This window comes from Vreelandella nanhaiensis (genome assembly GCF_003990185.1).
Classification (GTDB): domain Bacteria; phylum Pseudomonadota; class Gammaproteobacteria; order Pseudomonadales; family Halomonadaceae; genus Vreelandella; species Vreelandella nanhaiensis.
Genome location: NZ_RZHF01000014.1, coordinates 12,617 through 35,457, shown reverse-complemented (window position 1 = coordinate 35,457; position 22,841 = coordinate 12,617). Strand labels below are relative to the sequence as shown.

The window sequence follows — 22,841 nt, the reverse complement described above, 5'->3', positions numbered from 1 at the left end:
TTTCATGTCTTTAAACACGCGTTTGCTATTCGCGCTACTCGGCTTTCCGCTTTTGGTATACGCCATGATGGCTATCTTACTGATGGTTCAAAGCGCGTCCGCCGAGCGAGACGCCCTAAAAGAGCGCCTTGAGGATGCGGGCCAGCTATTGGCGCCAAGCCTTCAGATTGCCATGGCCGATGCCAACCCGCAGCGCCTGGAAAGACTTGCCCGCGAGCTACTTGATCACCACGGACTCAACGCGGTGAGCCTGTTCGACGAACAGGGCAACCGTTTGCTGGTATTGGGTCGCGCTGGCGCGCCTTCACAACGCCTGGCGCCCCCCCTTTCATCGTATGTGGAAGAAGAAGGCAACCTGTGGCGGCTGCTGGTGCCGCTCAATAGTGTTCTGATCGAAACCCCAAGCGCTTCCGGCACGGGCTGGCTGGAGGCTGAGGTAGACACCCGCCAGCTAACGCTTGAGCGTTATAAACTGCTTGCCAGCCTGAGCCTGGGCGGCATGCTGCTGGGACTGCTGCTCTTTCTTGTGGCGTTTGCCGTAAGCCGCTATATCACACGGCCAATTGAGGATGCCAACCAAGCTCTGTACCGTTTGTCCCGTGGCGACTATCGGCTTCATTTGACACCAGCCAAGCCGACCGAGCTTCGCCAGCTGGCGGTGCATGTCAATAGCCTTGCTGAGCATTTTCAACAGGCCCAGCACGATATGCAAAACCAGATTGAGCAGGCAACCAGTGAACTGCAGGAATCAATGGAAACCATTGAGGAGCAAAATATCAAGCTGGACTTGGCTCACCGCAGTGCTCTGCGCGCCAACGCCGTCAAATCGGAATTTTTGGCCAATATGAGCCATGAGATTCGCACACCGCTTAACGGCATTATCGGTTTTTGCCGCCTTTTGGGCCGTTCAGCGCTGAATACTCGCCAGCAGGAGTGGCTAGAGCACGTCCACCGCGCTTGCGATAACCTGTTAATGCTGGTCAATGATGTCCTTGATTTTTCAAAATTGGAGGCGAACCGCCTCACTCTTGAAGAAGTGGATATCGATATTGTATCGCTACTGGATGAAGTGATCGGCCTGCACGCGCCCGAGGCTCAGCGCAAACGCCTGCATCTGCTCGCCATGGTTTACGATGACGTCCCCACGCCTCTGACCGGTGACCCGCTGCGTATTCATCAGGTCCTGAGCAATCTAGTGGGCAACGCTCTGAAATTCACCCACGCGGGGGAAGTCATTGTCCGCGTGATGCTGGACACCCAGGAAGGCCAACACGTTGTGCTACGTATCAGTGTCAGCGATACGGGTATTGGCTTGAGCAAGGAACAGCAAAAGCAGTTATTCAGCGCCTTTACCCAGGCCGAACCCAGCCATTCGCGCCAGTTTGGCGGTAGTGGACTGGGGCTGACTATCTGTCGTCAGTTGATTGAGCGCATGGGCGGGGAAATTGGCGTGGAGAGTGAGCTTAGCCAGGGCTCGACGTTCTCCTTCACTCTACCTCTTCTGGCAAGCCAGAGCGGAGAGCGGCTCCCCGAGCTTACCTTGGAAAACCCCTTGATCCGTTTATACGAACAGCATATCCCTACCCGGCATGCGTTGGAGTATTTATTAGAGCGCTGGGGCGCCACCCCCATTTCTTTTACTGCCGAGGACCAGGAAGACCTGCTGGTGTTGGGCCTGGAGGAAGAGGAGTTTGCAGAAGAGCAACGCGCCTATTGGCAGCAGCTGATCGAACAGGCTGGCTGCCCCACCCTGATACTGGCCAATACAACTAGTTATGATTTGCCCCCCTGGAAACTGCCTTATGGCGGAGAAATGCTATGTAAACCCTTCACCCGTGTTCAGCTGGCCACCGCATTGCGCCATCTGTTTCAGCCAGTGCAAAAAGAGCCAGTTCCCATGGATGCGCCCTCATCCAAACCAGCCATTGCTGACGTCGTCAATATCCTGATTGTGGATGACAATGCCTCGAACCGTGAACTACTCAAGGCTATGCTTGAAACGGAGCAGCTTCGCATTACCTTGGCAGACAGTGGCCAGGAGGCGCTGACATTTGCGATGAACCATACGGCAGATATCGTGCTAATGGATATTCGCATGCCAGGTATGGACGGCGTTGAAACGACTCAGGCGCTTCGGCGTATTAATAACCAATGGTCACGCTGCCCGATTATTGCCGTCACCGCCCATGCATTAAGCAATGAACGCCAGCAGTGGCTGGCCGCTGGGCTGGATGACGTACTCATCAAACCGATCGATGAAGGCCAGCTTCAACAGCTGCTGCAGCGCTTTTTAGGCGTAGTTGCTTCACCCGGGCCCCACGCAGCTCTTCAAGTTCAAAAGCCTTCAAACGCACTACCTGCCACTGAAGCACTGCTCACCATTGATCTGGCATTGGGCACACGACTTGCCGGAGGCAAGGAAAGCCTGGCGTACCAGCAGCTTCTACGTCTGATTGATAGCCTGGATGAAACGGAGCAGAAAATAGCTTCGGCTTTTGATGAACAGAACCTGGAGGTGCTGATTGACGAGGTACATGGGCTGAATGGGGCGAGCCGCTACTGTGGCGCACCTGAACTTGCCTTGCTGGTGGAAGCACTTGAAACCCGGCTACGCACCAGCGATCTGAACCACGTCACCAGCCTGCTTGAAGAACTTTATAGCGCCATGCAGCGCCTGCGCGCCGAGCGCTCAAGGCTGCTTGATGGCCTTGGCAAGCAAACGTCCTAAGCACTTAGCGCTCTAGAACGACAAAGGCGACGGCATACTCAGCTTCATCACTTAGCGTGATATGACTAGCAGTGGCGCCGGATGCCTGCATTAGCCGCTCAGCTTCCTGGCTTAGCTTCAGGTAGGGTTTGCCGAGCGTATCATTGAGCACTTGAATATCGCCCCACTGCATTCCACCGCGAAGACCAAGCCCCAATGCTTTGACAAAGGCTTCTTTGGCCGCAAAGCGCTTTGCCAAGTAAGCCGTAGGCTCGCCTTTTAGCTGCCATACGGCATACTCATCGGCACCCAGAATACGTTTGGCAAAGCGAGGACCATGGCGCTCAACCGCTTGGGCAAAACGTACAACCCGGGCGATATCCGATCCGATTCCTACAATCACTGCTTAGTGGCCGCAGCAGTTGTGGTGATAATGACTATGATCGTGATCGTGATCGTGATCGTGATCGTGATCGTGTTCATGGTCGTGAGCATCCAGCGCGGCCATCAACCCGGCTTCCTGGCCGGCAATAATCAGGCTCTTCATCTCTCGCACGGCTTCTTTAAGGCCCACAAACAGCGCACGCGCGATAATCGCATGGCCAATGTTCAATTCGTTAACACCGGGCAGTGCCGCGATGGCTTCCACATTATGGTAGTGAAGCCCATGGCCTGCATTAACCACCAACCCAAGCGATACGGCCTGGGTGGCAGCCGCCGTCAGGCGTTCGTACTCGGCGTTGGCAGCCTGGCTACCCGGCTTTGCTTCGGCATAGGCGCCCGTATGAAGCTCAATGGTAGGGGCGCCCGCACGCTTGGCAGCCTCAATTTGCGCTTCATCAGGATCAATAAACAGTGACACGTCACAACCAGCGTTCCTGAGCCGCTCACATGCCTTGGCAATGTCTGTAAAGCCGCTTACGACGTCCAGACCACCTTCGGTAGTCAACTCCTCACGCTTTTCAGGTACCAAGCAAACATGAGCTGGGCGGATTTCTTCGGCCAGCGCCAGCATTTCCTCGGTCACCGCCATTTCAAGATTCATACGCGTATTGAGCACTTCCGCGAGCAACCGCACATCCCGGGGCTGAATATGACGACGGTCTTCTCGCAGATGTACGGTAATACCGTCAGCACCCGCCTCTTCTGCAACCAGCGCCGCCTGTACGGGGTCTGGATAACGGGTGCCACGGGCTTGGCGCAGGGTAGCAATGTGGTCGATATTAACGCCAAGTAAAATACGAGGAGGATGCATAGCGGTCTCCAATCCAAAAAGTCGTAAACATAAACTATGACTGACGCCGACGGGCCATGGCCAGCATGAGCTCCCGGGAACGCAGAGCATTAGACCCTAAATGCGGCGCCAGTGCGGCCCGCATAACGGATTTCAGCGCGTTCGCCAAGCCCACGTGCTCCCAATCACCTTGTTCAATATAACGCAGCGTACGCCCCTCAAGCCCTTGGGCTGAAGGTAAAAAGGCGCGGCTCTGGGAATCGAATCGGTAGCGGGTCTGTGGGTCAAGCACATGACCATCGGGCGTGCAAAAACGGGGGGTGGCTTCAAGCGCTTCAAGCAGTGCCCATTCATAACGACGCAGGCCCAAGGCACGCTCGGAAGGCTTAGGCAACGCTTCCAGAAGTACTGTATAAAAGGCAAAAACATCCGCCACAGGGAGCTCCAGCGGCAGTAGCCGTGTGGCAATTTCATTGGCGTAAAGACCGCACAGCAACCCTTCACCCGCCAAAAGCGCCGTTTGCCCGCGTGACTCCATCAGGGTAAGCCGCTTCAACTCACGCTCACCTCGCCAGCTGACAAACAGCGGTGTAAACGGCTGCAAACGTTGCCGCGACTTGGATCCCGGCCGCTGCCCGCCATGGGCAACAGCACGTATACGGCCATTATTGAGCGTTAACAGATCCACTAACGCGCTGGTTTCACGGTAAGGCTTGCGGTGTAGCAGGAATGCCGGCTCCGCTGACATGGCGGTGCTCAATCGAGATCGTAACCCAGGCTTTTTAAGGCGCGCTCGTCATCCGACCAGCCGCGCTTCACCTTGACCCACAGATTAAGCATTACCTTGGTGCCCAGCGCACGCTCCATATCCAGACGCGCTTCGCGACCAATGCTCTTGATCCGATCACCGTTCTCACCAATCAGAATCACCTTCTGCCCTTGGCGCTCTACCAAAATCAACGCGCTGATATGGGTGACTCGTTCGGTCTCGCGAAACTCTTCAATTTCTACCGTCATCTGGTACGGCAGCTCGTCACCCAACTGACGCATGACTTTTTCACGCACCAGCTCAGCGGCCATGAAGCGCAGGCTCTTGTCAGTAATCTGATCTTCCGGGAAGAAGTGAACGCTTTCCGGTAGGTACTTGGCGACCTCTTCTTCCAGCACCTCGACCTGAGTGCCGTGCTTGGCTGAAATAGGTACAACGGCTGCAAATTCACGCCGTGCACCTACTTCAGCAAGCCAGGGCAGTAAATCGCCTTTATCCTGCAGTCGGTCTACTTTGTTGACGGCAAGAATGACCGGCGCCTTTACATGCTCTAGGCGCTTGAGTACGGCCTGATCTTCATCGGTCCAGCGAGTGCGGTCGATAATGAAGACCACGCAGTCAACATCGCGCAGCGCCTGTGTAGCCGCCTGATTCATAAAGCGATTGATCGCTTTGTTGCGGTCTTTCGACATGATATGCATGCCGGGCGTATCCACGTAGATAAACTGCGTGTCATCGACCGTTTTAATACCCATTACCTGATGGCGCGTTGTTTGCGGGCGCCGCGAGGTAATTGAGATTTTCTGCCCCAGAATTCGATTCATGAGGGTTGATTTGCCTACGTTTGGCCGTCCGACGATGGCCACAAAGCCGCAGGATTGGCTCATGATTTGTCTCCTGGTTTTCTCTCAAGGTACGAAAGCGCTTCTTCGGCCGCCTGCTGCTCAGCATGGCGGCGGCTAGGGCCTTTACCGGTGGTATGCTCGCTTAGTAGATCAATGTAGCACTCCACGGTAAAGGTCTGGGCATGCGCCTCACCCTTTACAGAGACCACTTCATAACGCGGCAGCGCCGCCTGACGTGATTGCAAAAACTCTTGTAAGCGTGTTTTAGGGTCTTTTTGTGTATCTTGTAGCGAAATATTCTCAAGCCGTTCTGCATACCAGGACAGCACCCTTTCCCGGACAACATCCATACCAGCGTCCAAATAAATCGCGCCGATAATCGCCTCGACTGCATCCGCCAGGATCGACTCGCGGCGGTGGCCGCCGCTTTTCATTTCCCCAGACCCTAGGCGCAGGCATTCGCCAAAGGTCATTTCCCGGGCAAGCTCAGCTAGCGTCTGGCCTTTCACCAACCGCGCCCGGAGGCGTGACAGCTGACCTTCTCGCGCCTGAGGAAAACGCTGAAACAGGGCTTCTGCGATAACGAAATTAACAATCGAGTCACCTAGAAATTCCAGGCGCTCATTGTTGCGACCACCGTAGCTTCGGTGCGTCATGGCCAGTTCCAAGAGCGACTCGTCGCCAAAGGTGTGGCCGATTCGTCGGCAAAAAGCGTTTAAGGAATTACTCACAGGGCTCCTACGTCATTGACGTTAACTAAAGTGACATGACTAACCAGAACTAACTTATAGCAACTCATTCAATCCGCCGCACGCTGGCAAAGCTTGGCAGCCCGCCATCCCAGTGCATCCAGACAGCAAAGGCTCGGCCCACAATATTTTCTTCGGGCACAAAGCCCCAGTAACGGCTGTCGTTGGAGTGATCGCGGTTATCGCCCATCATGAAGTAGTGACCTTCAGGGACTTCCACTTCACCCATTTGCGGGCCAGGCGCACGCGGGTTGTTGTAAATGGCATGATTCGCGCTGCCCAGCCGCTCTTGCAATAATAGCTCTTGCGGCGCCGTTTCCGGCCCCTCTTCCACCAGCGTCTTGGCGACCGGCTCACCGTTGATATAAAGCTGCTTATCCTCGTAACGAATACGATCACCCGGCAGGCCTACCACGCGCTTGATAAAGTTGACCGAGGGCTCATCAGGAAAGCGAAACACCATTACGTCCCCGCGCTTGGGGTCATCGACTTCGAGAATACGATCATGCACAACCGGCAGGCGCAGCCCATAGGCAAACTTGTTCACCAGTATGAAATCGCCCACTTCTAGGGTAGGCCGCATTGAACCTGATGGAATCTGAAACGGCTCGACGATAAAGCTGCGCACGACCAGTACCACCAGCAGTACAGGAAAGAACGAACGGGCGTAGTCGACCGGCCAAGGCTCTTTCATAAGCCTTTCCCGCGTAGGCACACTCAATCCTTCTGTGGTAGCCGCTTCTGCATCGGCCAGGCGCTTGCGCCGTTTAGGCCGTAACCAGATTGCATCAATTAAATAGATGACCCCTGAAACAACAACGGCCAGTACCAGCAGTAATGAAAAATCCATGGAGGATAGCTTCCCTAGTCGTTAACCTTGAGCACAGCAAGGAAGGCATCCTGGGGAATTTCAACCCGCCCCACCTGCTTCATCCGTTTCTTACCGGCCTTTTGTTTCTCGAGCAGTTTCTTCTTACGACTCACGTCACCGCCATAACACTTCGCGGTCACGTTCTTGCGCAGTGCTTTTACCGTCGAACGTGCCACTACCTGACCACCAATGGCCGCCTGGATGGCCACGTCAAACATCTGGCGCGGAATCAGCTCTTTCATTTTCTCAACGAGCAACCGGCCACGGCTATGGGCATGATCACGGTGAATAATCACGGCCAACGCATCAACCTTATCGCCGTTGATCAGTACGTCCAGGCGAACCAGCTTGGCCATTTCAAAACGTTCGAAGTTATATTCCAGTGAAGCGTAACCCCGGGAAATGGATTTCAAGCGGTCGAAGAAGTCCATGACCACTTCCGACATTGGAAGCTCATAGGCCAGCTGAATCTGGTTGCCCAGGAACTGCATGTCCTTTTGGGTGCCGCGGCGCTGTTCACACTCAGTGATCACGTTGCCCACGAATTCCTGAGGCACCAAGATACTGGCCCGCACGATGGGCTCGCGCATTTCGTCCACGTCCGCCATATCCGGCAGTTTGGAGGGGTTGGAGACGTAGTTGACGTCACCATTCTTCATGGCGAGTTCGTATACCACCGTAGGTGCAGTGGTTATTAGGTCAATATCGTATTCGCGCTCAAGCCGCTCCTGGATGATTTCCATATGCAGCGTGCCCAGGAAACCAACGCGGAAACCAAAACCCAAGGCATCAGAGTTTTCCGGCTCATACTCAAGGGAAGCATCGTTAAGCGCGAGCTTCTCAAGAGCATCCCGAAAGTCTTCGTAATCATCGGCACTGACCGGGAACATCCCGGCATACACCTGAGGCTTAACCTTCTGGAAGCCGGGCAGACGGGGCACATCGGGCGTTTTGGTATGGGTGATGGTGTCACCCACGGGCGCGCCGTGAATCTCTTTGATCCCTGCAACAATAAAGCCGACTTCACCGGCGCGCAGGATGTTGGTCTCTTTACGCAGCGGGGTAAAAATGCCCACCTCGGTGGTGTTCCAGTCACGGCCCGTCGACTTGATACGGATCTTGTCGCCTTTACGCAGCGTACCGTCAAACAAGCGCACCAACGAAACAACACCCAGGTAGTTGTCAAACCAAGAGTCAATGATTAGCGCTTGAAGGGGTGCATCCGGATCGCCTTTGGGCGGCGGAATATCACGCACTAAACGCTCAAGCAGCGCATCAATACCGATACCGCTTTTCGCTGACACTTGGCAGGCGTCTGTGGCGTCCAGGCCGATAATTTCTTCAATCTCTTGCGCCACCTTGTCCGGGTCGGCCTGAGGTAAATCGATTTTATTAAGGACAGGCAATACTTCCAGGCCCTGTTCAATGGCGGTATAGCAGTTAGCTACCGATTGCGCCTCGACCCCTTGGGCCGCATCCACGACCAGCAGTGCCCCTTCGCAGGCATACAAAGAGCGCGATACTTCGTAGGAGAAATCCACGTGCCCAGGCGTATCGATAAAATTGAGCTGATAAACCTCGCCATCGGCCGCCGTGTAATCGAGCGTCACCGATTGCGCTTTAATGGTAATACCGCGCTCGCGCTCAATGTCCATGGAGTCGAGCACTTGCTCTTTAAGCTCACGCTGGGTCAGGCCACCGCAGGTTTGGATCAAACGATCAGAGAGCGTTGATTTCCCATGATCGATGTGCGCAATGATTGAGAAATTACGTATCTTACTGAGTTTACTAGGCTTTTCGGTGGTCATTAGATGGCTTATTCCGGGGTATGTACGCAGCCACGTACGTTGAATGATGTTGCATGGCTGCGCTCAATGGCAATTTTCGACCATTGTACCGTTCAATGTTGTCGCGTGCTATCGAACACGACGCACCTAACATCAAGCAGTTAATTCCGCTCCTCCCAAGCCTGCATATCGCTTTCACGCCAGCGCGATCTAGCGTCGTGGCCGCCCTGGCTATTTTCATTAAAAAGATAACGGATATTGTATAGGCGCGGGATAGAAACAGCAGTCCGGCGAGAACCGCCGGACTGGATAGGCACAGAGAGGATTATTCGAGGCGCAGAGCAATAAAAAGTGAGCGACCGCCGCGGTAAATTCGCAGTGGAATAGCACGGTCGCTGGGCAAGCCTTCCACGATGCTCAAAAGCTCATCCGCCGAGGAGACGCCGCGATGGTCAATACTCACCAACACATCACCTGCCAGCAAACCGGCCTTCGCTGCCACGCTATCGGGCTCGACTTGACGCACTACAACACCACCGTCGATATTCAAGCGCTCACGGGTAGCGTCATCTAACTCAGCGACTGAAATGCCCAGACGCACCTGTTTATTGCCGCCTTCGCCCTGCTTTGCAGTCTCTGAGTCCGGCCAGTGGCCAAGTTCAACTGTTTCAGTTACCTGTTCGCCATCGCGCATCAGGGTAAGCTCGACATCGCTACCTGGCGCCACACGGCCAATCAGGCGCGGCAGTGTGCTTGAACGATCAACTTCGTCGCCATTAACTTTAATAATCACGTCACCAGCGCGAAGCCCCCCTTGAGCTGCCGGGCCTTCAGGATCAAGGTCAGCGATCAGTGCCCCACCAGCGTTGTCCATTCCAAACGATTCGGCCAGATCACGAGATACCGGCTGAATCATCACGCCAAGCCAGCCACGATTAACATGCCCCTCTTCGCGCAGCTGGTCGGCAACGTCCATGGCCACATTAATCGGAATCGCAAACGAAAGCCCCATAAAGCCGCCACTGCGGGTAAAGATTTGCGAGTTAATTCCGACCACTTCGCCATTCAGGTTAAAAAGCGGACCACCCGAGTTACCGGGGTTAATCGCGACATCTGTTTGAATAAACGGAACGTAAGCATCACGCGGCAGCGTCCGGTTAATCGCACTCACGATGCCAGCGGTGACTGAATGGTCGAAACCAAACGGAGAACCAATCGCGGCGACCCACTCGCCCACTTTCAAGTTATCGGAGTTACCCAGATTCAAAACAGGTAGGTCAGTAGCATCAATCTTTAACAGAGCAACATCTGTTTGGGCATCGCTGCCAATCAGTTCTGCAGGCAGCTCCCGCCGGTCGTTCAAACGCACCAAAATTTCATCGGCGTCTTGCACCACATGCGCGTTTGTCATGATGTAGCCGTCATCACTGATCACGAAACCGGAACCCAGCGACTGGCGCTCCTCACTACGCCCTGGCCCTCGTCCAGGCGGCGTGGGGAAACTGTCACCAAAGAAGTGCCGAAAGATTTCCGGAATCTCCTGGCCACCAAACCCGCCCATGGAAGGTGCGCTGCTGCGCTGAATGGTACGACTGGTAGAGATATTGACAACCCCCGGGGCCGCCTCTTCAACCAGCTCAGTAAAATCTGGCAAATTATAAGCATGGGCTGTGTGCCCGACGAGTAATAGCGCCGTTAAACATAGCCAGAGTGTGGAAGGAAGAACCAAGCGCTTCATGCTAGAGCTCCTAGTAAAGCAGACATCAAACGAAGAAATGCAACTCATGCAAGCTGCAGGGCAATTAACTGACCAATCGAGGGCGAAAGCGTTCCGTTCGCCCTCTAAGCAAAAGTCTCAAGCCTATCAAACCGAATAACAGCACTGCAAAAAAGCTGACCGGCGCAAGCCAGGGGGCGACGCTCAACATCGTCACACCACCGGATAACAGAAGCGCCAACAGCAGCGGAAAAGCGTAGACAAGAAGTGCCAGCAGGGTTATTTCCGAGCGCTCCAGCGCCAAGGCGACGCTAGAACCCAGCGGGTATCGCTCACGACATTGGGAAGAATTATAAGAAGTACTGACTTCAACACGCTGCCGAGATTTTCGAGCCAGCACACCCATACCGCAACCGCGGCCTTGGGCGCACTGCTGACAAGCCTCTTTGACGGATACATCAACCAGCAATCCATCAGCGGTATAGCCCACCACATAACCCACACGCTGAATGGCATCACAGCGAGGACGCGCATCCGTGGTATTGTCTTGAGTTGATTGAGTCATTATCAGGTATCTTTGGATACTGGCGACGTTTATTCAAACTCAACCGAGTGAATAATACGCTGCAACATTGAGGGCGGAAGCTCGCCAATGCCGACCAGTTGCCAGCGCTGATCGTTTTCAACATGCTCTTCAACGGCGATGGATGAAACGCCAATTTGATGAACGCCACTCTTCAGCCCCTGCTCAGGCACCAGCGCGCTGCCTTGAGGCTCAGCAAATATACTGATGGTTGCCAAGCCATCGCTGTACAGACGCTGACGGGACTTGCCATCCGGGGAGGCAACTGGCTGGGGCATAAACCCTTCAGGTAACCAAGTAGCATGCCATTCGGGATCAGGGCCGCTGGGTATGGCATCTACCGTAATTTCGCCTGTATAGCGCTCAGGCTCATTTATCTGAGTAACCTGAAACGTTTCCAGAATACGGCCTACAGGATCACTTAACACATGTTTGAGTAAGAGCCCTGTCGTATTATCCAGCCACCACTCGTGGGTATACCGCTGCTGATCCTTGGGCTCAAAACGCAGCTTGATTGCATCGCGCCCGGCGACGCGCGCACCCTCTTCCAAAGCAATACCATAAACCCGGGAAGCATGCTCAGCCCAACCTTTCATTGAAGGAAAGATACCGCTCTCATCTGTTGCCCCCCATGCCAACTGACCTACTCTAGAGCGGCGTTCAACGCTGACCGAAGGGCCATCCAACTGTTGTACTACCTGTTGGCGAACGCCTTCTTGAATGCGGTGGGAAAGCGCCAGCGTGCGTACATCAACAGAATTGATAACTACTGCCCTGGCTTGAAAGGTATAGCAGTGGCTGGCCTGCAAACTAAGCTCTAACCATTGCTGTGGACTTTGAGGCGCCTCGACAGAAGCGCCTTCCTGACACATGTTATAGGTAGCGCTTTGTGCATATACGCTTAAAGGCAGCAGGCTAACGCTCATTACTGCGGCACATGCGATTAGCCTGTTTCGCCAAGTCACCATCATGCTGTTCATTCCTTCACTCAGCGATACCGTTTTATAATTCTGGACAATCGCGCTTAGCGCTGGCCCAACGGTTCAGTGACTGAAGACGAGCGCATCAAGGGCATCCAGCTGTCCCCATTACCGTAAGCAGCCGCTTGGGAGTGCTGCTCAAGATACGATTGAAGAAGCCTTATTTGGTCAACGTCAATAGTATTGTTCTGTTGCATGGTAGCACTTTGCGGGATGGTCACCGAGGAGAAACCTGGCTCGCTGACGTTCATTAGCCCGTTCTGCGCCTGCCCATTGAGACGGAAAGGGGTCGGCTCAAACATGGGCATACCGGAAGATGCCAGAGAAGCTGGCTGAGCCCCAAGACTTACCGGCTGCACCTGACCTGACGAAGCACTACCCTGCGTCGTCGCGGCCAGATCACTGCCCGGCTGCGAGGTTGAACCGCTGCTGCCAAAGAACTGCACGCCGGTTATCACCATCAGTGATACCGCTGCTGCAACTCCAGCCCCCCGTGCAAAGGAAATATGATTGGTACGTGGTGTAGCGTTCTCCTGGCTCTCAAAGGAGATTGGCGCAGGCTCATTTTGCAAGCGTGCCATGATACCAGCAGACAGATCGACGCTAACATCGACACTCTGTTCACGCTGCATCATGCTGCGCGCCAAGTGATAACGTCGCCACCTATCTGCCGCATCAGCGTCATTTGGTAGTGCCTTCAACACTCGGCGTAATTCCAGCTCATCGCTTTCGCCATCCATTAATGCTGAAAGCGATTCCCGTGTGTTTTGACTCATACTTCACACCCTCACACTGTGTTAAATGAAGTCCTACCGCAGTACAGCATATAAGCAGTGACCACTGTAATACTTCACAGGCTAAGACCTGATGACAACGCACCTTGTGCAGCGTCAATACTTGAGCAAATTACTCTTTAATAAGCGCTGTACATCCTATGGCGTTGTACATTGCGTCACGGCTGACAACTTGTTTCCACTCACCGGAAACATCCAAGCTGTATGACGCTTTACTTCCCAGACAGTTCACAAAAAATGCAAAAAGGTAATGATTTATGACCAGTCTTAGGTGCTGCTACAGAACAATCCTTGGCTCAAGCTATCGACCATTATTCATCACGACTGTTCCGCGCGGTGGTAACCAGAGGCCGGATATGTTCATCCACGGCTTCACGTGCACGGAAGATTCGTGAACGCACCGTACCCACAGGACACTGCATGACTTGAGCAATATCTTCATAAGCGAGCCCGTCGAGTTCGCGCAGCGTAATCGCTGTCCGCAGGTCGTCCGGCAGCCTTTCAATCGCTTCAAACACGGCGGCTTCAAGCTGGTCGCGGGCGATAGCAGCTTCCGGTGACTCTGCATCGGCCAATCGACCGCTTTGATCGACAATTTCAGCATCAACAATATCCAGATCACTACCCGGCGGCCGACGGCCCCGAGATACCAGATGATTTTTTGCTGTGTTGATGGCAATACGATACATCCAGGTATAAAAAGCGCTTTCCGCACGGAATTTACCCAATGCACGATAGGCTTTAATAAACGCTTCCTGCGCCACGTCCTGTACCTCAGAGTGGTCATGCACGTAGCGGCCAATCAAACCGATAATTTTATGCTGGTATTTTTTTACCAGCAGGTCAAAAGCGCGTGTATCGCCTTTCTGGGCACGTTCGACAAGCTGTTGGTCCGTTTCACGAGTGCCCATTCACACGCTCCTCCAGCTCAATCGACTGGCGTTGAGCTCAATTCCTATTAGCCCTTTTAAGCGGGCCTTAACAGCAAGCAGCATAGCGTCCCTTGGGCATAATTAATGACATTGATGACTGGGGCTACGAACACGCCGCCCCGTTAAAAAAGTTCAGAACACTAAGTGTTACGCGTTCTGTGTGACGCATCAAGCGCTTAGCCTGCACTTGATAAAGCGTACTTGCAAAACCCAGGGGCTGACACTATTTAACGCCTCCAAGTTCCTCAATAATTGATTTTTAGTGCCGGGTCACGCCATAGTAGGTGCCAATTTTCGCTCATCGCGCAAGCATAGGTAGCAAGATGTCAGAACAGCAGGTCCATAATCTTAACGTCCTGGCTCAGGATGTACTTACCACCCCCGAGGCTCTCAAACAGGCGGTCCCTCTGACCGACGACGCCGAGCGCACAGTCATCGAAGGGCGTAGCACTATCCAGAACATTCTGGATGGCAAGGATCCGCGCCTGCTAGTCGTGGTGGGCCCCTGCTCCATCCACGATGTAGAAGCCGCCCTGGACTATGCTCGTCGCCTACGCACCCTGGCCGACCAGGTTAGCGACAGCCTGTATATCGTGATGCGTGTTTACTTTGAAAAGCCGCGCACAACCGTTGGCTGGAAAGGACTTATCAACGACCCGCACCTTAACGACTCTTTTGAGATTGAGGAAGGCCTGCATATCGCCCGCAAGCTGCTGGTTGATCTGGCTGAGCTTGGCCTGCCGCTGGCCACAGAAGCTCTCGATCCCATCTCACCGCAGTACATCCAGGACTGCATCAGCTGGTCAGCCATTGGAGCGCGTACTACCGAGTCCCAGACTCACCGCGAGATGGCCTCGGGCCTCTCATCGCCCGTTGGTTTCAAAAACGGCACCGACGGCAGCCTGGACGTGGCGATCAACGCTCTCCAATCCGTCGCCAACCCACACAATTTCCTGGGCATTAACCAAGCAGGCCAGGTGGCGATCATTCGCACCCGTGGCAACGCCTATGGCCATGTGGTGCTGCGCGGCGGCAACGGCAAGCCCAACTATGACAGCGTAAGCGTTACGCTGGCCGAGAAAGAGCTCAAGAAAGCCAACCTCTCCGCCAACATCATGATCGACTGTTCACATGCCAACTCCAACAAAGATCCTGCGTTACAGCCGCTGGTACTGGAAAATGTGACCAACCAGATTCTGGAAGGCAATACGTCCATTATCGGTCTGATGGTTGAATCCAATATTGGCTGGGGCAGCCAGAAAGTACCGGCCGACCTTAGCCAGCTGCAGTACGGCGTTTCGATTACCGATGCGTGCATCGATTGGGATACCACGGTAGAAGCCTTTCATCGCATGAACGATAAGCTAGCGCCCGTACTGGCCAAGCGTATCGCCAACTAATGGAAAGCCCCCATGGCAGCTCTGCCATGGGGGTAAGCTTACTGAATTTCTCTTCGAAATGGCGGCAGCGCATCCAGCAGTGCCTGGCCGTAGCGCCGGGTAATCACGCGCCTATCGAGCAGCGTAATGGTCCCCCGGTCACTCTCCTTGCGAATCAACCGCCCACAAGCCTGCACCAGTTTGATGGAGGCATCGGGCACGCTGATACGCATGAAGGGGTTGCCTCCCTGGCTTTCGATCCATTCAGCAAGCGTGGCACCCACCGGGTCATCAGGCACCGCGAACGGCAGCCGGGTAATCACCACGTGGGTTAAATAGTCGCCGGGGAGATCAATGCCCTCGGCAAAGCTTGCCAACCCGAAAATGATACTGCCCTTACCTTTATCTACCGCTGCACGATGTCGCTCGATCAGCTCACGCTTGGGTAGCGCATCCTGAGCGAGCACGCGCTCCTTGATGGCGGCAGGCAGACTTTTTTCCACGGCACGCAATTGTGCGCGCGACGAGAAAAGCACCAGCGCGGCCTCTTTATCGGACAACTGGGTCACAAACTGCGCTATCGCATTTTCATGGGCATCGCGGTCACTGGGGTCGGTAGCCTCTTTGGGCACGCGCAGCACCGCATTAGCATAATCAAACGGGCTGGGCAGCGCCTGGTAGCGGTAGCGATTAGCAAGCCCCGCGCGCTCTTGAATCCGCTCGAAGCGGCCCAACGCAGTTAACGTGGCCGAAGTCACCACCGCGCCATAGCAGCGTCCCCATAAGTGCTTGGCTAGGGTGTGCGCCGCCGATACCGGGCTTGCCGAGAACTCGATTTCAGGCTCGCCGCCCACTCGGCTCAGGGTTAACCAGCGAGCGCTGGGCGGGTTATTAGCCGCATCCTGCTCACTAAACGCCTGCCATAGCGCGTGAGCTTCAAGCGCCCGGCCGTGCAATAGCGCGACAAGCGGTAGCCATGTCTCAGCCTGCTCGCGATCAAGCCCGGTCTGCTTATCAGGGTCGAGGCTTTCACGCAGAATCTCGCTGATGCTCTCCAGACAGCGGGAAAGCGTGGCAAACATGACCAACAATTGCTGGGCCTGCTCACACAGCGCATCAGGCACCTGACCTTTTTCAAAGCGCGACTGCAGCGTACTCTCTTCATCAGCCAGACCGTTTGGGCGCCCTGCTATCTGATGCCCCACGCTAAACACATCACCCAGCACCGGCTCCAAGGTCTGGATCACCTCAGGCAGGCTGGCCAGCAGCCGCGCAATCGTAGGCTGTACGGCCAGTGCCTGATGCAGGTCCGTCAAACTGCTTTTGAGAGTTTTAAGCCAGCGCAAGCAACCGTGTACGGCAAACCGATGGGCAAAGTGCGAAAGCGCCTTGTCAGGCAGGTGATGACCTTCATCAAATACGAAAATGCAATCTGCCGGATCAGGCAGGATGGCTCCACCGCCCAAGGCCAGATCCGCCAGCACCAGATCGTGGTTGGCGACGATAATGTCGGCATTTTCAAGCTCGCGGCGCGAGCGGAAAAAGGCGCAGGCACCAAAGTGGCCGCAGCGCCTGCCAGTGCACTGGCGATGGTCCACGGTCAGCCGTCGCCAATGGGCATCATCAATCGCAACAGGCCAGTTATCGCGATCGCCCTGCCACTCGCCCTGCCCATAGGCTTCAGCCATGTCGGTGGCCAGCACATTGAAATCACTGCTTTGAGTGTGCAACGACTGCTCAAATAGCGAAAACGTCGGGTTGGGTTCAGCACCTTCCAGTACCTGATCCAGCTTGGCCACGCACACGTAGCGCCCGCGCCCTTTGGCCAGGGCATAACGAAAGGCAATACCGCTATGGCTGGCCAGGGCCGGTAGATCCTGATTAAGCACCTGCTCCTGTAGTGCGACCGTCGCCGTCGAGATGACCAGCCGTTTGCCGCGCGCCTTGGCGATCGGCAGCGCGGCAATCAAGTAGGCTAACGTCTTCCCCGTACCCGTCCCCGCCTCAAGCACGCACACATGGCTATCGCTTGTGCGCTTGCCTTCGCTATCGCTCTCGATATCGCCAAGCGTGCGGGCGATTTCGGCAATCATCAGGCGCTGCCCGTAACGCGGCGTCAGCTCAAGCTTCTCCACCACGCGACGGTAGGCGTCCTGTATATCGCTTTTCAGGGCATTATCCAGCATGCGCTTTACAGCATGCCTTCAGGCGGGTGTTCGCAGGGCAGCTTGTCGTTGATATAGCGCTCAATTTCCGGCAGTGAGAACGCATCTTCTTCGCCCACAAAGCTGATTGAAACACCTTTCGCGCCTGCTCGGCCGGTACGACCGATACGATGAACGTAATCTTCCGGGTCTTCCGGCAGCGTGTAGTTGATTACGTGACTGACATCTTCAATGTGAATTCCACGTCCGGCCACATCGGTTGCCACCAGCACCTGGATCTCGCCTTCACGGAAACGCTCAAGCGTAGTGATACGCTGGTTCTGTGGCACGTCACCAGAGAGCATCGCGGCACTGATACCGGCTTTCTTGAGCAACTCATCGAGCTTGCGCACCAAGTCACGACGGTTTCCAAACACCATTACGCGCTCAAAGCTTTCCTGCTCTAACAGATTGACCAGTAAACGCGGCTTGTCGTCATCGGAAACAAGGTAGACGCGCTGGTCGATATCGGCTTGGTTTTCAACCGTTACTTCGATCTCAACATGCGCCGGGTTCAGCGTCCATTGGCTAGCCAGGCTGAGGATATCGTCAGTAAAGGTAGCCGAGAACAGGAAAGTTTGGCGCTCTTCTTTCTTCGGCGTGTAGCGAATGATGCGCTTCACATCAGGAATGAAGCCCATCGACAACATGCGGTCGGCTTCATCGAGCACCAGCACTTCCACTTCGGAAAGGTCGATATCGCGCTTTTGATGAAAGTCCAAAAGGCGCCCTGGCGTTGCCACCAAAATATCGATCTTCTTACCCAGGCTTTCGCGCTGCTTCTGATAGTCCATTCCACCGACAACGCTTGCCACATTCAGCTGCGTGAAGCGAGCAAGCGCCTTGGCGTCTTTTTCGATCTGTAAGGCGAGCTCGCGGGTAGGCGCAATAATCAGCGCGCGCGGCGCCCCCGGCTTTTGACCGTCAGGTGCAGGTTCTTCTATGAAGTAGGCCAATACCGAGATCAAAAAGGCGGCGGTTTTACCAGTACCCGTTTGTGCCTTACCGACGATATCGCCACCCAGCAGGGTCTGGCGTAGCGCTTCAGCCTGAATAGGCGTGCAGTATTCAAACCCTTGGGCATGAATGGCGCGCATCAGCGGTAGCGGCAGATCAAAGTCATGAAAGCGCCATTTGCCGGCCACGGCTGGCACCTGAAACTGACGAAGATCCCAGTTCGACTGACGACGACGCGGTTTCCGACGGCGGCGTTTCGGCTTGCGATTCTGGGCCGATGCTATGGTCTGTTCCGACTCGCTCATAGGCTATGTATCTGTCCATTGCTGTGAATATTAGGCATCACGAAGTGCGTATTGTATCAGGGGTTGGCGTTAAGAGCGCGTCCTGCTGTCGAAGCGATGCCAGAGCCTGTTAGAATGTGGCTTAAATCGACGTAAGGAGCGCGACATGACGCGTAAGAAAAAGACACGTTCGCTGGCCGACAAGGTGACGATCCGCACGGGGCGACGCAAGGATTACAAAAAGTGGCGCCACGATAACCCCGATCAGGTAGCGCCGTCACGCCGCTTTGTAGCGAAAAAGCAGCAGCAGCGTAAATTGCAGGCGGTTAAAAAGCTGGCTCGTCAACAAAGTGGTCAGAACATCACTATTCATACCGGCAAAGAGGCTGATCAAAAACCAGAGGATCACTCGTAATGCGTCTGGTTTCATTCAACATCAATGGCATTCGCGCTCGGCTTCACCAGCTACAGGCCTTGATTGATACCCAGCAGCCCGATGTTATTGGCCTGCAGGAAACCAAAGTGCAGGACAGTGAGTTCCCTCTGGCCGAAGTACAGACTATGGGTTACCACGTGTATTACCATGGTCAGAAAGGTCATTACGGCGTGGCACTGATGTGCCGCCAGGAACCTCAGGAAGTTTTTTACGGCTTCTCTGACGATGACGAAGACGCCCAGCGGCGCATGATCGGGGTACGTCTGCTGGCCGATGACGGCGAGCCGGTCACCATCTGGAACGGCTATTTCCCCCAGGGTGAAAATGTTGGGCACCCGACCAAATTCCCGCACAAGGCGCAGTTCTATCGCCAGCTGAAGCGACTACTTGACGAACAGCACCGCCCTGACGAGCGCCTGGCAGTAATGGGTGATTTTAACATTTCACCTGAAGACCAGGATATCGGCATCGGCGAGCCAAGCCGAAAGCGCTGGCTGCGCGAAGGTAAAACAAGCTTCCAGCCGATTGAGCGTGAATGGCTTGCCGGTATTAAAGCCTGGGGATTGACCGATAGTTATCGCCTCTGCCACCCCGATAACAGTGAGTGGTTTAGCTGGTTTGATTACCGCTCCAAGGGCTTTGACCGTGAGCCCAAACGTGGCCTGCGCATTGACTATATTCTGGTGACGCAGCCACTTGCCCAGTGCGTAAAGGCTGCTGGTATTGATTATGACCTACGCGGTATGGAACGCCCTTCCGATCACGCGCCTGTGTGGAGCGATTTTGAGCTGACCTTAAAGGCGCCTGCATAACCCTATTAGTACTTACTGGCCTGCTTGAATCTACTAGAAATTGGCCAGCCACTGGCTGGCCTCTTTATCTCCCAACCGGGCTGCCTGGGTAAGCGCTTGCTCGGCCTGTGCTTCATCTCCCCAGGCGTAGGCCAGCTGGCCATATTGCCGCCAGTCTGCCGCTTTTTGCGATTGCGTCGCCAATGCCTGCCAGGCGCTCAGGGCGTTTTCGATATGCCGGGCCTGCTGCCAGGAGGTAGCCAACAGCCTTAACACTTCCTCATCGCGCTCAATATCGCCACGCTCCAAGGCCTGCTCCAGACGCTCGGCGGCTCTTGCGGGCGTGCCTCCAGCACGATGCAGCTCAATCAATAGCCAAAAATCCTCAGGCTCTTCAAGTTTGCCCAGCTGCCAGGCCATGTCCCACAAGCCTGCCGCCATACCCGCTTGCCCCGCCTGCTGTGCAAGCCCCGCTGCCTGTCGCCAAGCCTCGACATCACTGTCAGAGTTCAGGCCTTCTATCAGCCAACTCAACGTCTGTTCGTTTTGCCCCGAATGGCGCAGTATGGCAAGCGCCAGAGCCTGCTGATCGTCATTCAGATTTTCGGTTTGTGCGATCGCCTGCTCCAGACGCTCGGCGGCTGCCTCCCACTGCGCTTCTTGCGCCATCAGACGGACTAACTGCCATAGCACATTGGTGTCTTGCTCGCTATCAAGCCATTCATTTAACAACCTGATGGCTTGCTCATTCTGGCCTGCCGCGCGACGTAGCGCAGCCTCTTCGCGCAGCCACCTTGCGGCCTGCTCGGCGCCAACGCCACGGGTTTGGCGCGCCTGAGCCAGATGATCAGCAGCCTTTTCCGGCTGCTCCATTCGCGCCAGCGCGCCTGCCGCCAGCTGGTGATAAAGCGCGCTTGCCCAGCGGTCAGAAGCATTGCCATCTGCCAGACGCTCAGCCTGGGCGGCGCCGCGCTCGGCGACGGTATTGTACGAACCTTCCGCCAACTGCTCCTGCAACGCTGTCAAATCACGAATAATATCCCCGGGCAGCGGCGCGTTGGCCTGAGCCACTGAGACTGAGGCCCACAGGCTGAACAATAAAATTCCTCCTAAACGCTGCATACCGCTACCTCAACTGGAACTCGATGCGTTGTGTGGCGCGCCGTACCTGCTGGCTGCTGGCAAACTGCCATTGCGCGATGGCCTGCTGCGCGGCATCTTCGAACACGCGCCGTGGCTGGGCGTTGATGACCCGAATGGACGAACGATCGACACTGCCATCACGGCGAATAATAAACTCCACCTCCACAAACCCCTCCATGCCCCGGCGCTGAGCACGAGATGGATAGGTGGGGTTAACCCGGTTAGCGGGTGCCACCTGCCCTACGCTTACCGGCTCCTCATTTGAAGGCGGCGCCTCGGCAACCGGTGCGGCCTGACGTTCAGCCGGAGCCTCAGTTGGTGTCTGCTCAGGTGCTGGTTGTGGCGAAGGCGCCGGTGCCGGCTCTGGCTGCGGTGTTAGTTCGGGCTGCGGCTCTGGGGTTATTTCGGTTAGCTCAGGCAGCTCGCTATCCATCTCGACCGGCTCGACAGGTGTGTCCGGCAGCTCAACATCGGGCAGGCTAATCGCGCTATCCGTGACCGGTGGCGGCTCTGGCGCAGGCATCGGGGGCGGTGTCTGCTGTGGCACCGCCTGCGCAGCCGGCGGCGTGACCGTTTCCTGCTCAGGGGCGACTTCGGGTGCCTCGATCATGTTCAGTGCCATAGGCCTCTCCAGTGCTTCAGGCTCCCTTTCGGGCGGCGCGACAAGCAACGCCAACAGCCAGAACAGGCCAATCGCCAGCGTGCTTCCGACCAGCAACGACACGGCATGACGTATCATGGGGCACTCCGGCTCGCCGCCACGGCTACCTGCTCTACACCGGCCTCCTGCAGACGGTCCATGACCTCAATCAAAAGCCCTGTCGTGGAGTTGCGATCTGCCTGGATAACGGCCGAGCCCTGCTCAGTTAACATGCCTGCCACTTCCTGACCGACCTGATGCACATCGACAGGCTTGCCATCGACCCATACAGCGCCTTCCGGAGTAATAGCTACCAGCACCTGAGCCTCTGGACGCGGGCTTGCTGCACTCGACTCCGGACGCTCGATCTCAATCCCGCTTTCCTTGATAAAGCTGGTCGTGACAATAAAGAAGATCAGCATAATGAACACCACATCCAGCATGGGTGTCAGGTTGACCTCATTGTTCTCGGCAGTCGCATCCATCGAACGGCGTCTACGCATCATTCTCCTCCAAGGCACGCGCCAGGCGATCGTGCAAGCGTTGATCTTCGCGACGAATCACGTGCTCCAAACGACTAATAAACAATAGCCCCACCACTGCAATCGCCATGCCGGTTAACGTGGGCAGTGTCGCGCGTGCCACGCCATCGGCCATGGCACGCGCCTGATGTGTTTCACTCATCGAAAGACTATCGAATACGGTTATCATGCCGGTGACGGTCCCCAGCAGGCCCAGTAGCGGGCAGAGTGCCACCAGCAATTTTAACCAGGGCAGTGGACGACGCAGCCTTGCGACCAGTGCTTCTGTCCATACATGGCGCAGCGTGCGTGCACTCCAGCTGCGGTGGTCGCGGCGATTTGTCCAGCGATGAATCAGCTGCCGACGGGCGGACCGCCAGGTAATGCGGTAGTACCACCAACGCTCTATTGCCATGCCAAATACCAGCACAGCAACAAATGCAAGCACGACCAGCACCGGACCACCTGCGTCAACCAGCCGCTCAACCGGCTCTAGCCAAAGAGGTAGAGTGGGCATG

The 22,841-nt window shown here is 55.5% G+C and carries 22 protein-coding genes; 4 read left to right on the top strand and 18 right to left on the bottom strand.

Features of this window, described 5'->3' with window-relative positions; genetic code table 11:
- Positions 1 to 4: 4 nt before the first annotated feature.
- Positions 5 to 2,728 carry an ATP-binding protein gene (locus tag ELY38_RS09135; RefSeq protein WP_127061544.1) on the top strand — a complete coding sequence of 908 codons (2,724 nt, stop codon included), beginning with the start codon at positions 5 to 7 and terminating at the stop codon, positions 2,726 to 2,728.
- Positions 2,729 to 2,732: 4 nt separating this feature from the next.
- Here the strand turns inward: ELY38_RS09135 and acpS are convergent, their stop codons facing one another.
- From acpS to rpoE, 12 genes are all read right to left on the bottom strand, one after another.
- Positions 2,733 to 3,110, bottom strand: coding sequence for a holo-ACP synthase (acpS, locus tag ELY38_RS09130; RefSeq protein WP_127061542.1), 378 nt, complete (start codon positions 3,108 to 3,110; stop codon positions 2,733 to 2,735).
- 3 nt (positions 3,111 to 3,113) lie between these two features.
- Positions 3,114 to 3,962 (bottom strand): pyridoxine 5'-phosphate synthase, encoded by an 849-nt coding sequence (pdxJ, locus tag ELY38_RS09125; protein ID WP_127061540.1) that lies wholly within the window; start codon positions 3,960 to 3,962, stop codon positions 3,114 to 3,116.
- A gap of 34 nt (positions 3,963 to 3,996) precedes the next feature.
- A complete protein-coding gene (gene recO / locus ELY38_RS09120) occupies positions 3,997 to 4,689 on the bottom strand; it encodes a DNA repair protein RecO (protein WP_127061538.1) in 693 nt (230 codons plus the stop codon).
- Between the two features lie 8 nt (positions 4,690 to 4,697).
- Positions 4,698 to 5,597: a GTPase Era gene (gene era / locus ELY38_RS09115; protein WP_127061536.1), complete on the bottom strand. Its 900-nt coding sequence runs from the start codon at positions 5,595 to 5,597 to the stop codon at positions 4,698 to 4,700.
- The gene (gene rnc, locus ELY38_RS09110) at positions 5,594 to 6,286 is read right to left on the bottom strand and encodes a ribonuclease III (RefSeq protein ID WP_127061535.1); all 693 of its coding nucleotides are present in this window, start codon (positions 6,284 to 6,286) and stop codon (positions 5,594 to 5,596) included. The genes era and rnc overlap by 4 nt, the downstream gene beginning before the upstream one ends.
- A gap of 64 nt (positions 6,287 to 6,350) precedes the next feature.
- On the bottom strand, positions 6,351 to 7,154 hold the full coding sequence (gene lepB, locus ELY38_RS09105) for a signal peptidase I (RefSeq protein ID WP_127061533.1): 804 nt from the start codon (positions 7,152 to 7,154) through the stop codon (positions 6,351 to 6,353).
- Between the two features lie 14 nt (positions 7,155 to 7,168).
- Positions 7,169 to 8,983, bottom strand: a complete 1,815-nt coding sequence (gene lepA, locus ELY38_RS09100) for a translation elongation factor 4 (RefSeq protein WP_127061531.1) — start codon at positions 8,981 to 8,983, stop codon at positions 7,169 to 7,171.
- A 304-nt stretch (positions 8,984 to 9,287) separates the two neighbouring features.
- The gene (locus ELY38_RS09095; RefSeq protein WP_127061529.1) at positions 9,288 to 10,700 is read right to left on the bottom strand and encodes a DegQ family serine endoprotease; all 1,413 of its coding nucleotides are present in this window, start codon (positions 10,698 to 10,700) and stop codon (positions 9,288 to 9,290) included.
- A 64-nt stretch (positions 10,701 to 10,764) separates the two neighbouring features.
- A complete protein-coding gene (locus ELY38_RS09090) occupies positions 10,765 to 11,244 on the bottom strand; it encodes a SoxR reducing system RseC family protein (RefSeq protein ID WP_127061527.1) in 480 nt (159 codons plus the stop codon).
- 29 nt (positions 11,245 to 11,273) lie between these two features.
- On the bottom strand, positions 11,274 to 12,188 hold the full coding sequence (locus ELY38_RS09085; RefSeq protein ID WP_246009107.1) for a MucB/RseB C-terminal domain-containing protein: 915 nt from the start codon (positions 12,186 to 12,188) through the stop codon (positions 11,274 to 11,276).
- A 98-nt stretch (positions 12,189 to 12,286) separates the two neighbouring features.
- Entirely contained in the window at positions 12,287 to 13,018 is a 732-nt protein-coding gene (locus ELY38_RS09080) for a sigma-E factor negative regulatory protein (protein WP_127061524.1), read from the bottom strand.
- A 329-nt stretch (positions 13,019 to 13,347) separates the two neighbouring features.
- Complete coding sequence (gene rpoE, locus ELY38_RS09075) at positions 13,348 to 13,947, bottom strand: RNA polymerase sigma factor RpoE (RefSeq protein WP_127061522.1); 600 nt, start codon at positions 13,945 to 13,947, stop codon at positions 13,348 to 13,350.
- A gap of 344 nt (positions 13,948 to 14,291) precedes the next feature.
- Between rpoE and ELY38_RS09070 the strand changes: the two genes are divergently transcribed.
- Complete coding sequence (locus ELY38_RS09070; RefSeq protein ID WP_127061520.1) at positions 14,292 to 15,368, top strand: 3-deoxy-7-phosphoheptulonate synthase; 1,077 nt, start codon at positions 14,292 to 14,294, stop codon at positions 15,366 to 15,368.
- A gap of 38 nt (positions 15,369 to 15,406) precedes the next feature.
- On the opposite strand, the gene dinG is transcribed toward ELY38_RS09070, so the two are convergent.
- Both dinG and rhlB read right to left on the bottom strand, forming a co-directional pair.
- Positions 15,407 to 17,533, bottom strand: a complete 2,127-nt coding sequence (gene dinG, locus ELY38_RS09065) for an ATP-dependent DNA helicase DinG (protein WP_127061518.1) — start codon at positions 17,531 to 17,533, stop codon at positions 15,407 to 15,409.
- A 5-nt stretch (positions 17,534 to 17,538) separates the two neighbouring features.
- On the bottom strand, positions 17,539 to 18,813 hold the full coding sequence (rhlB, locus tag ELY38_RS09060) for an ATP-dependent RNA helicase RhlB (protein WP_127061516.1): 1,275 nt from the start codon (positions 18,811 to 18,813) through the stop codon (positions 17,539 to 17,541).
- A gap of 145 nt (positions 18,814 to 18,958) precedes the next feature.
- Between rhlB and ELY38_RS09055 the strand changes: the two genes are divergently transcribed.
- Together ELY38_RS09055 and xthA are read left to right on the top strand one after the other, a co-directional pair.
- A complete protein-coding gene (locus ELY38_RS09055) occupies positions 18,959 to 19,207 on the top strand; it encodes a hypothetical protein (RefSeq protein ID WP_127061514.1) in 249 nt (82 codons plus the stop codon).
- Positions 19,207 to 20,040 carry an exodeoxyribonuclease III gene (xthA, locus tag ELY38_RS09050; protein ID WP_127061512.1) on the top strand — a complete coding sequence of 278 codons (834 nt, stop codon included), beginning with the start codon at positions 19,207 to 19,209 and terminating at the stop codon, positions 20,038 to 20,040. The genes ELY38_RS09055 and xthA overlap by 1 nt, the downstream gene beginning before the upstream one ends.
- Before the next feature lie 33 nt (positions 20,041 to 20,073).
- On the opposite strand, the gene ELY38_RS09045 is transcribed toward xthA, so the two are convergent.
- The 4 genes from ELY38_RS09045 to ELY38_RS09030 are packed head-to-tail and all read right to left on the bottom strand — an operon-like array spanning position 20,074 to position 22,840.
- A complete protein-coding gene (locus tag ELY38_RS09045) occupies positions 20,074 to 21,141 on the bottom strand; it encodes a hypothetical protein (protein ID WP_127061510.1) in 1,068 nt (355 codons plus the stop codon).
- A gap of 4 nt (positions 21,142 to 21,145) precedes the next feature.
- Positions 21,146 to 21,901, bottom strand: a complete 756-nt coding sequence (locus ELY38_RS09040) for a TonB family protein (protein ID WP_127061509.1) — start codon at positions 21,899 to 21,901, stop codon at positions 21,146 to 21,148.
- The gene (locus ELY38_RS09035; protein WP_126951575.1) at positions 21,898 to 22,305 is read right to left on the bottom strand and encodes an ExbD/TolR family protein; all 408 of its coding nucleotides are present in this window, start codon (positions 22,303 to 22,305) and stop codon (positions 21,898 to 21,900) included. Before ELY38_RS09035 ends, ELY38_RS09040 begins: the two co-directional genes overlap by 4 nt.
- On the bottom strand, positions 22,298 to 22,840 hold the full coding sequence (locus ELY38_RS09030) for a MotA/TolQ/ExbB proton channel family protein (protein ID WP_127061507.1): 543 nt from the start codon (positions 22,838 to 22,840) through the stop codon (positions 22,298 to 22,300). Before ELY38_RS09030 ends, ELY38_RS09035 begins: the two co-directional genes overlap by 8 nt.
- Position 22,841: the final 1 nt, after the last annotated feature.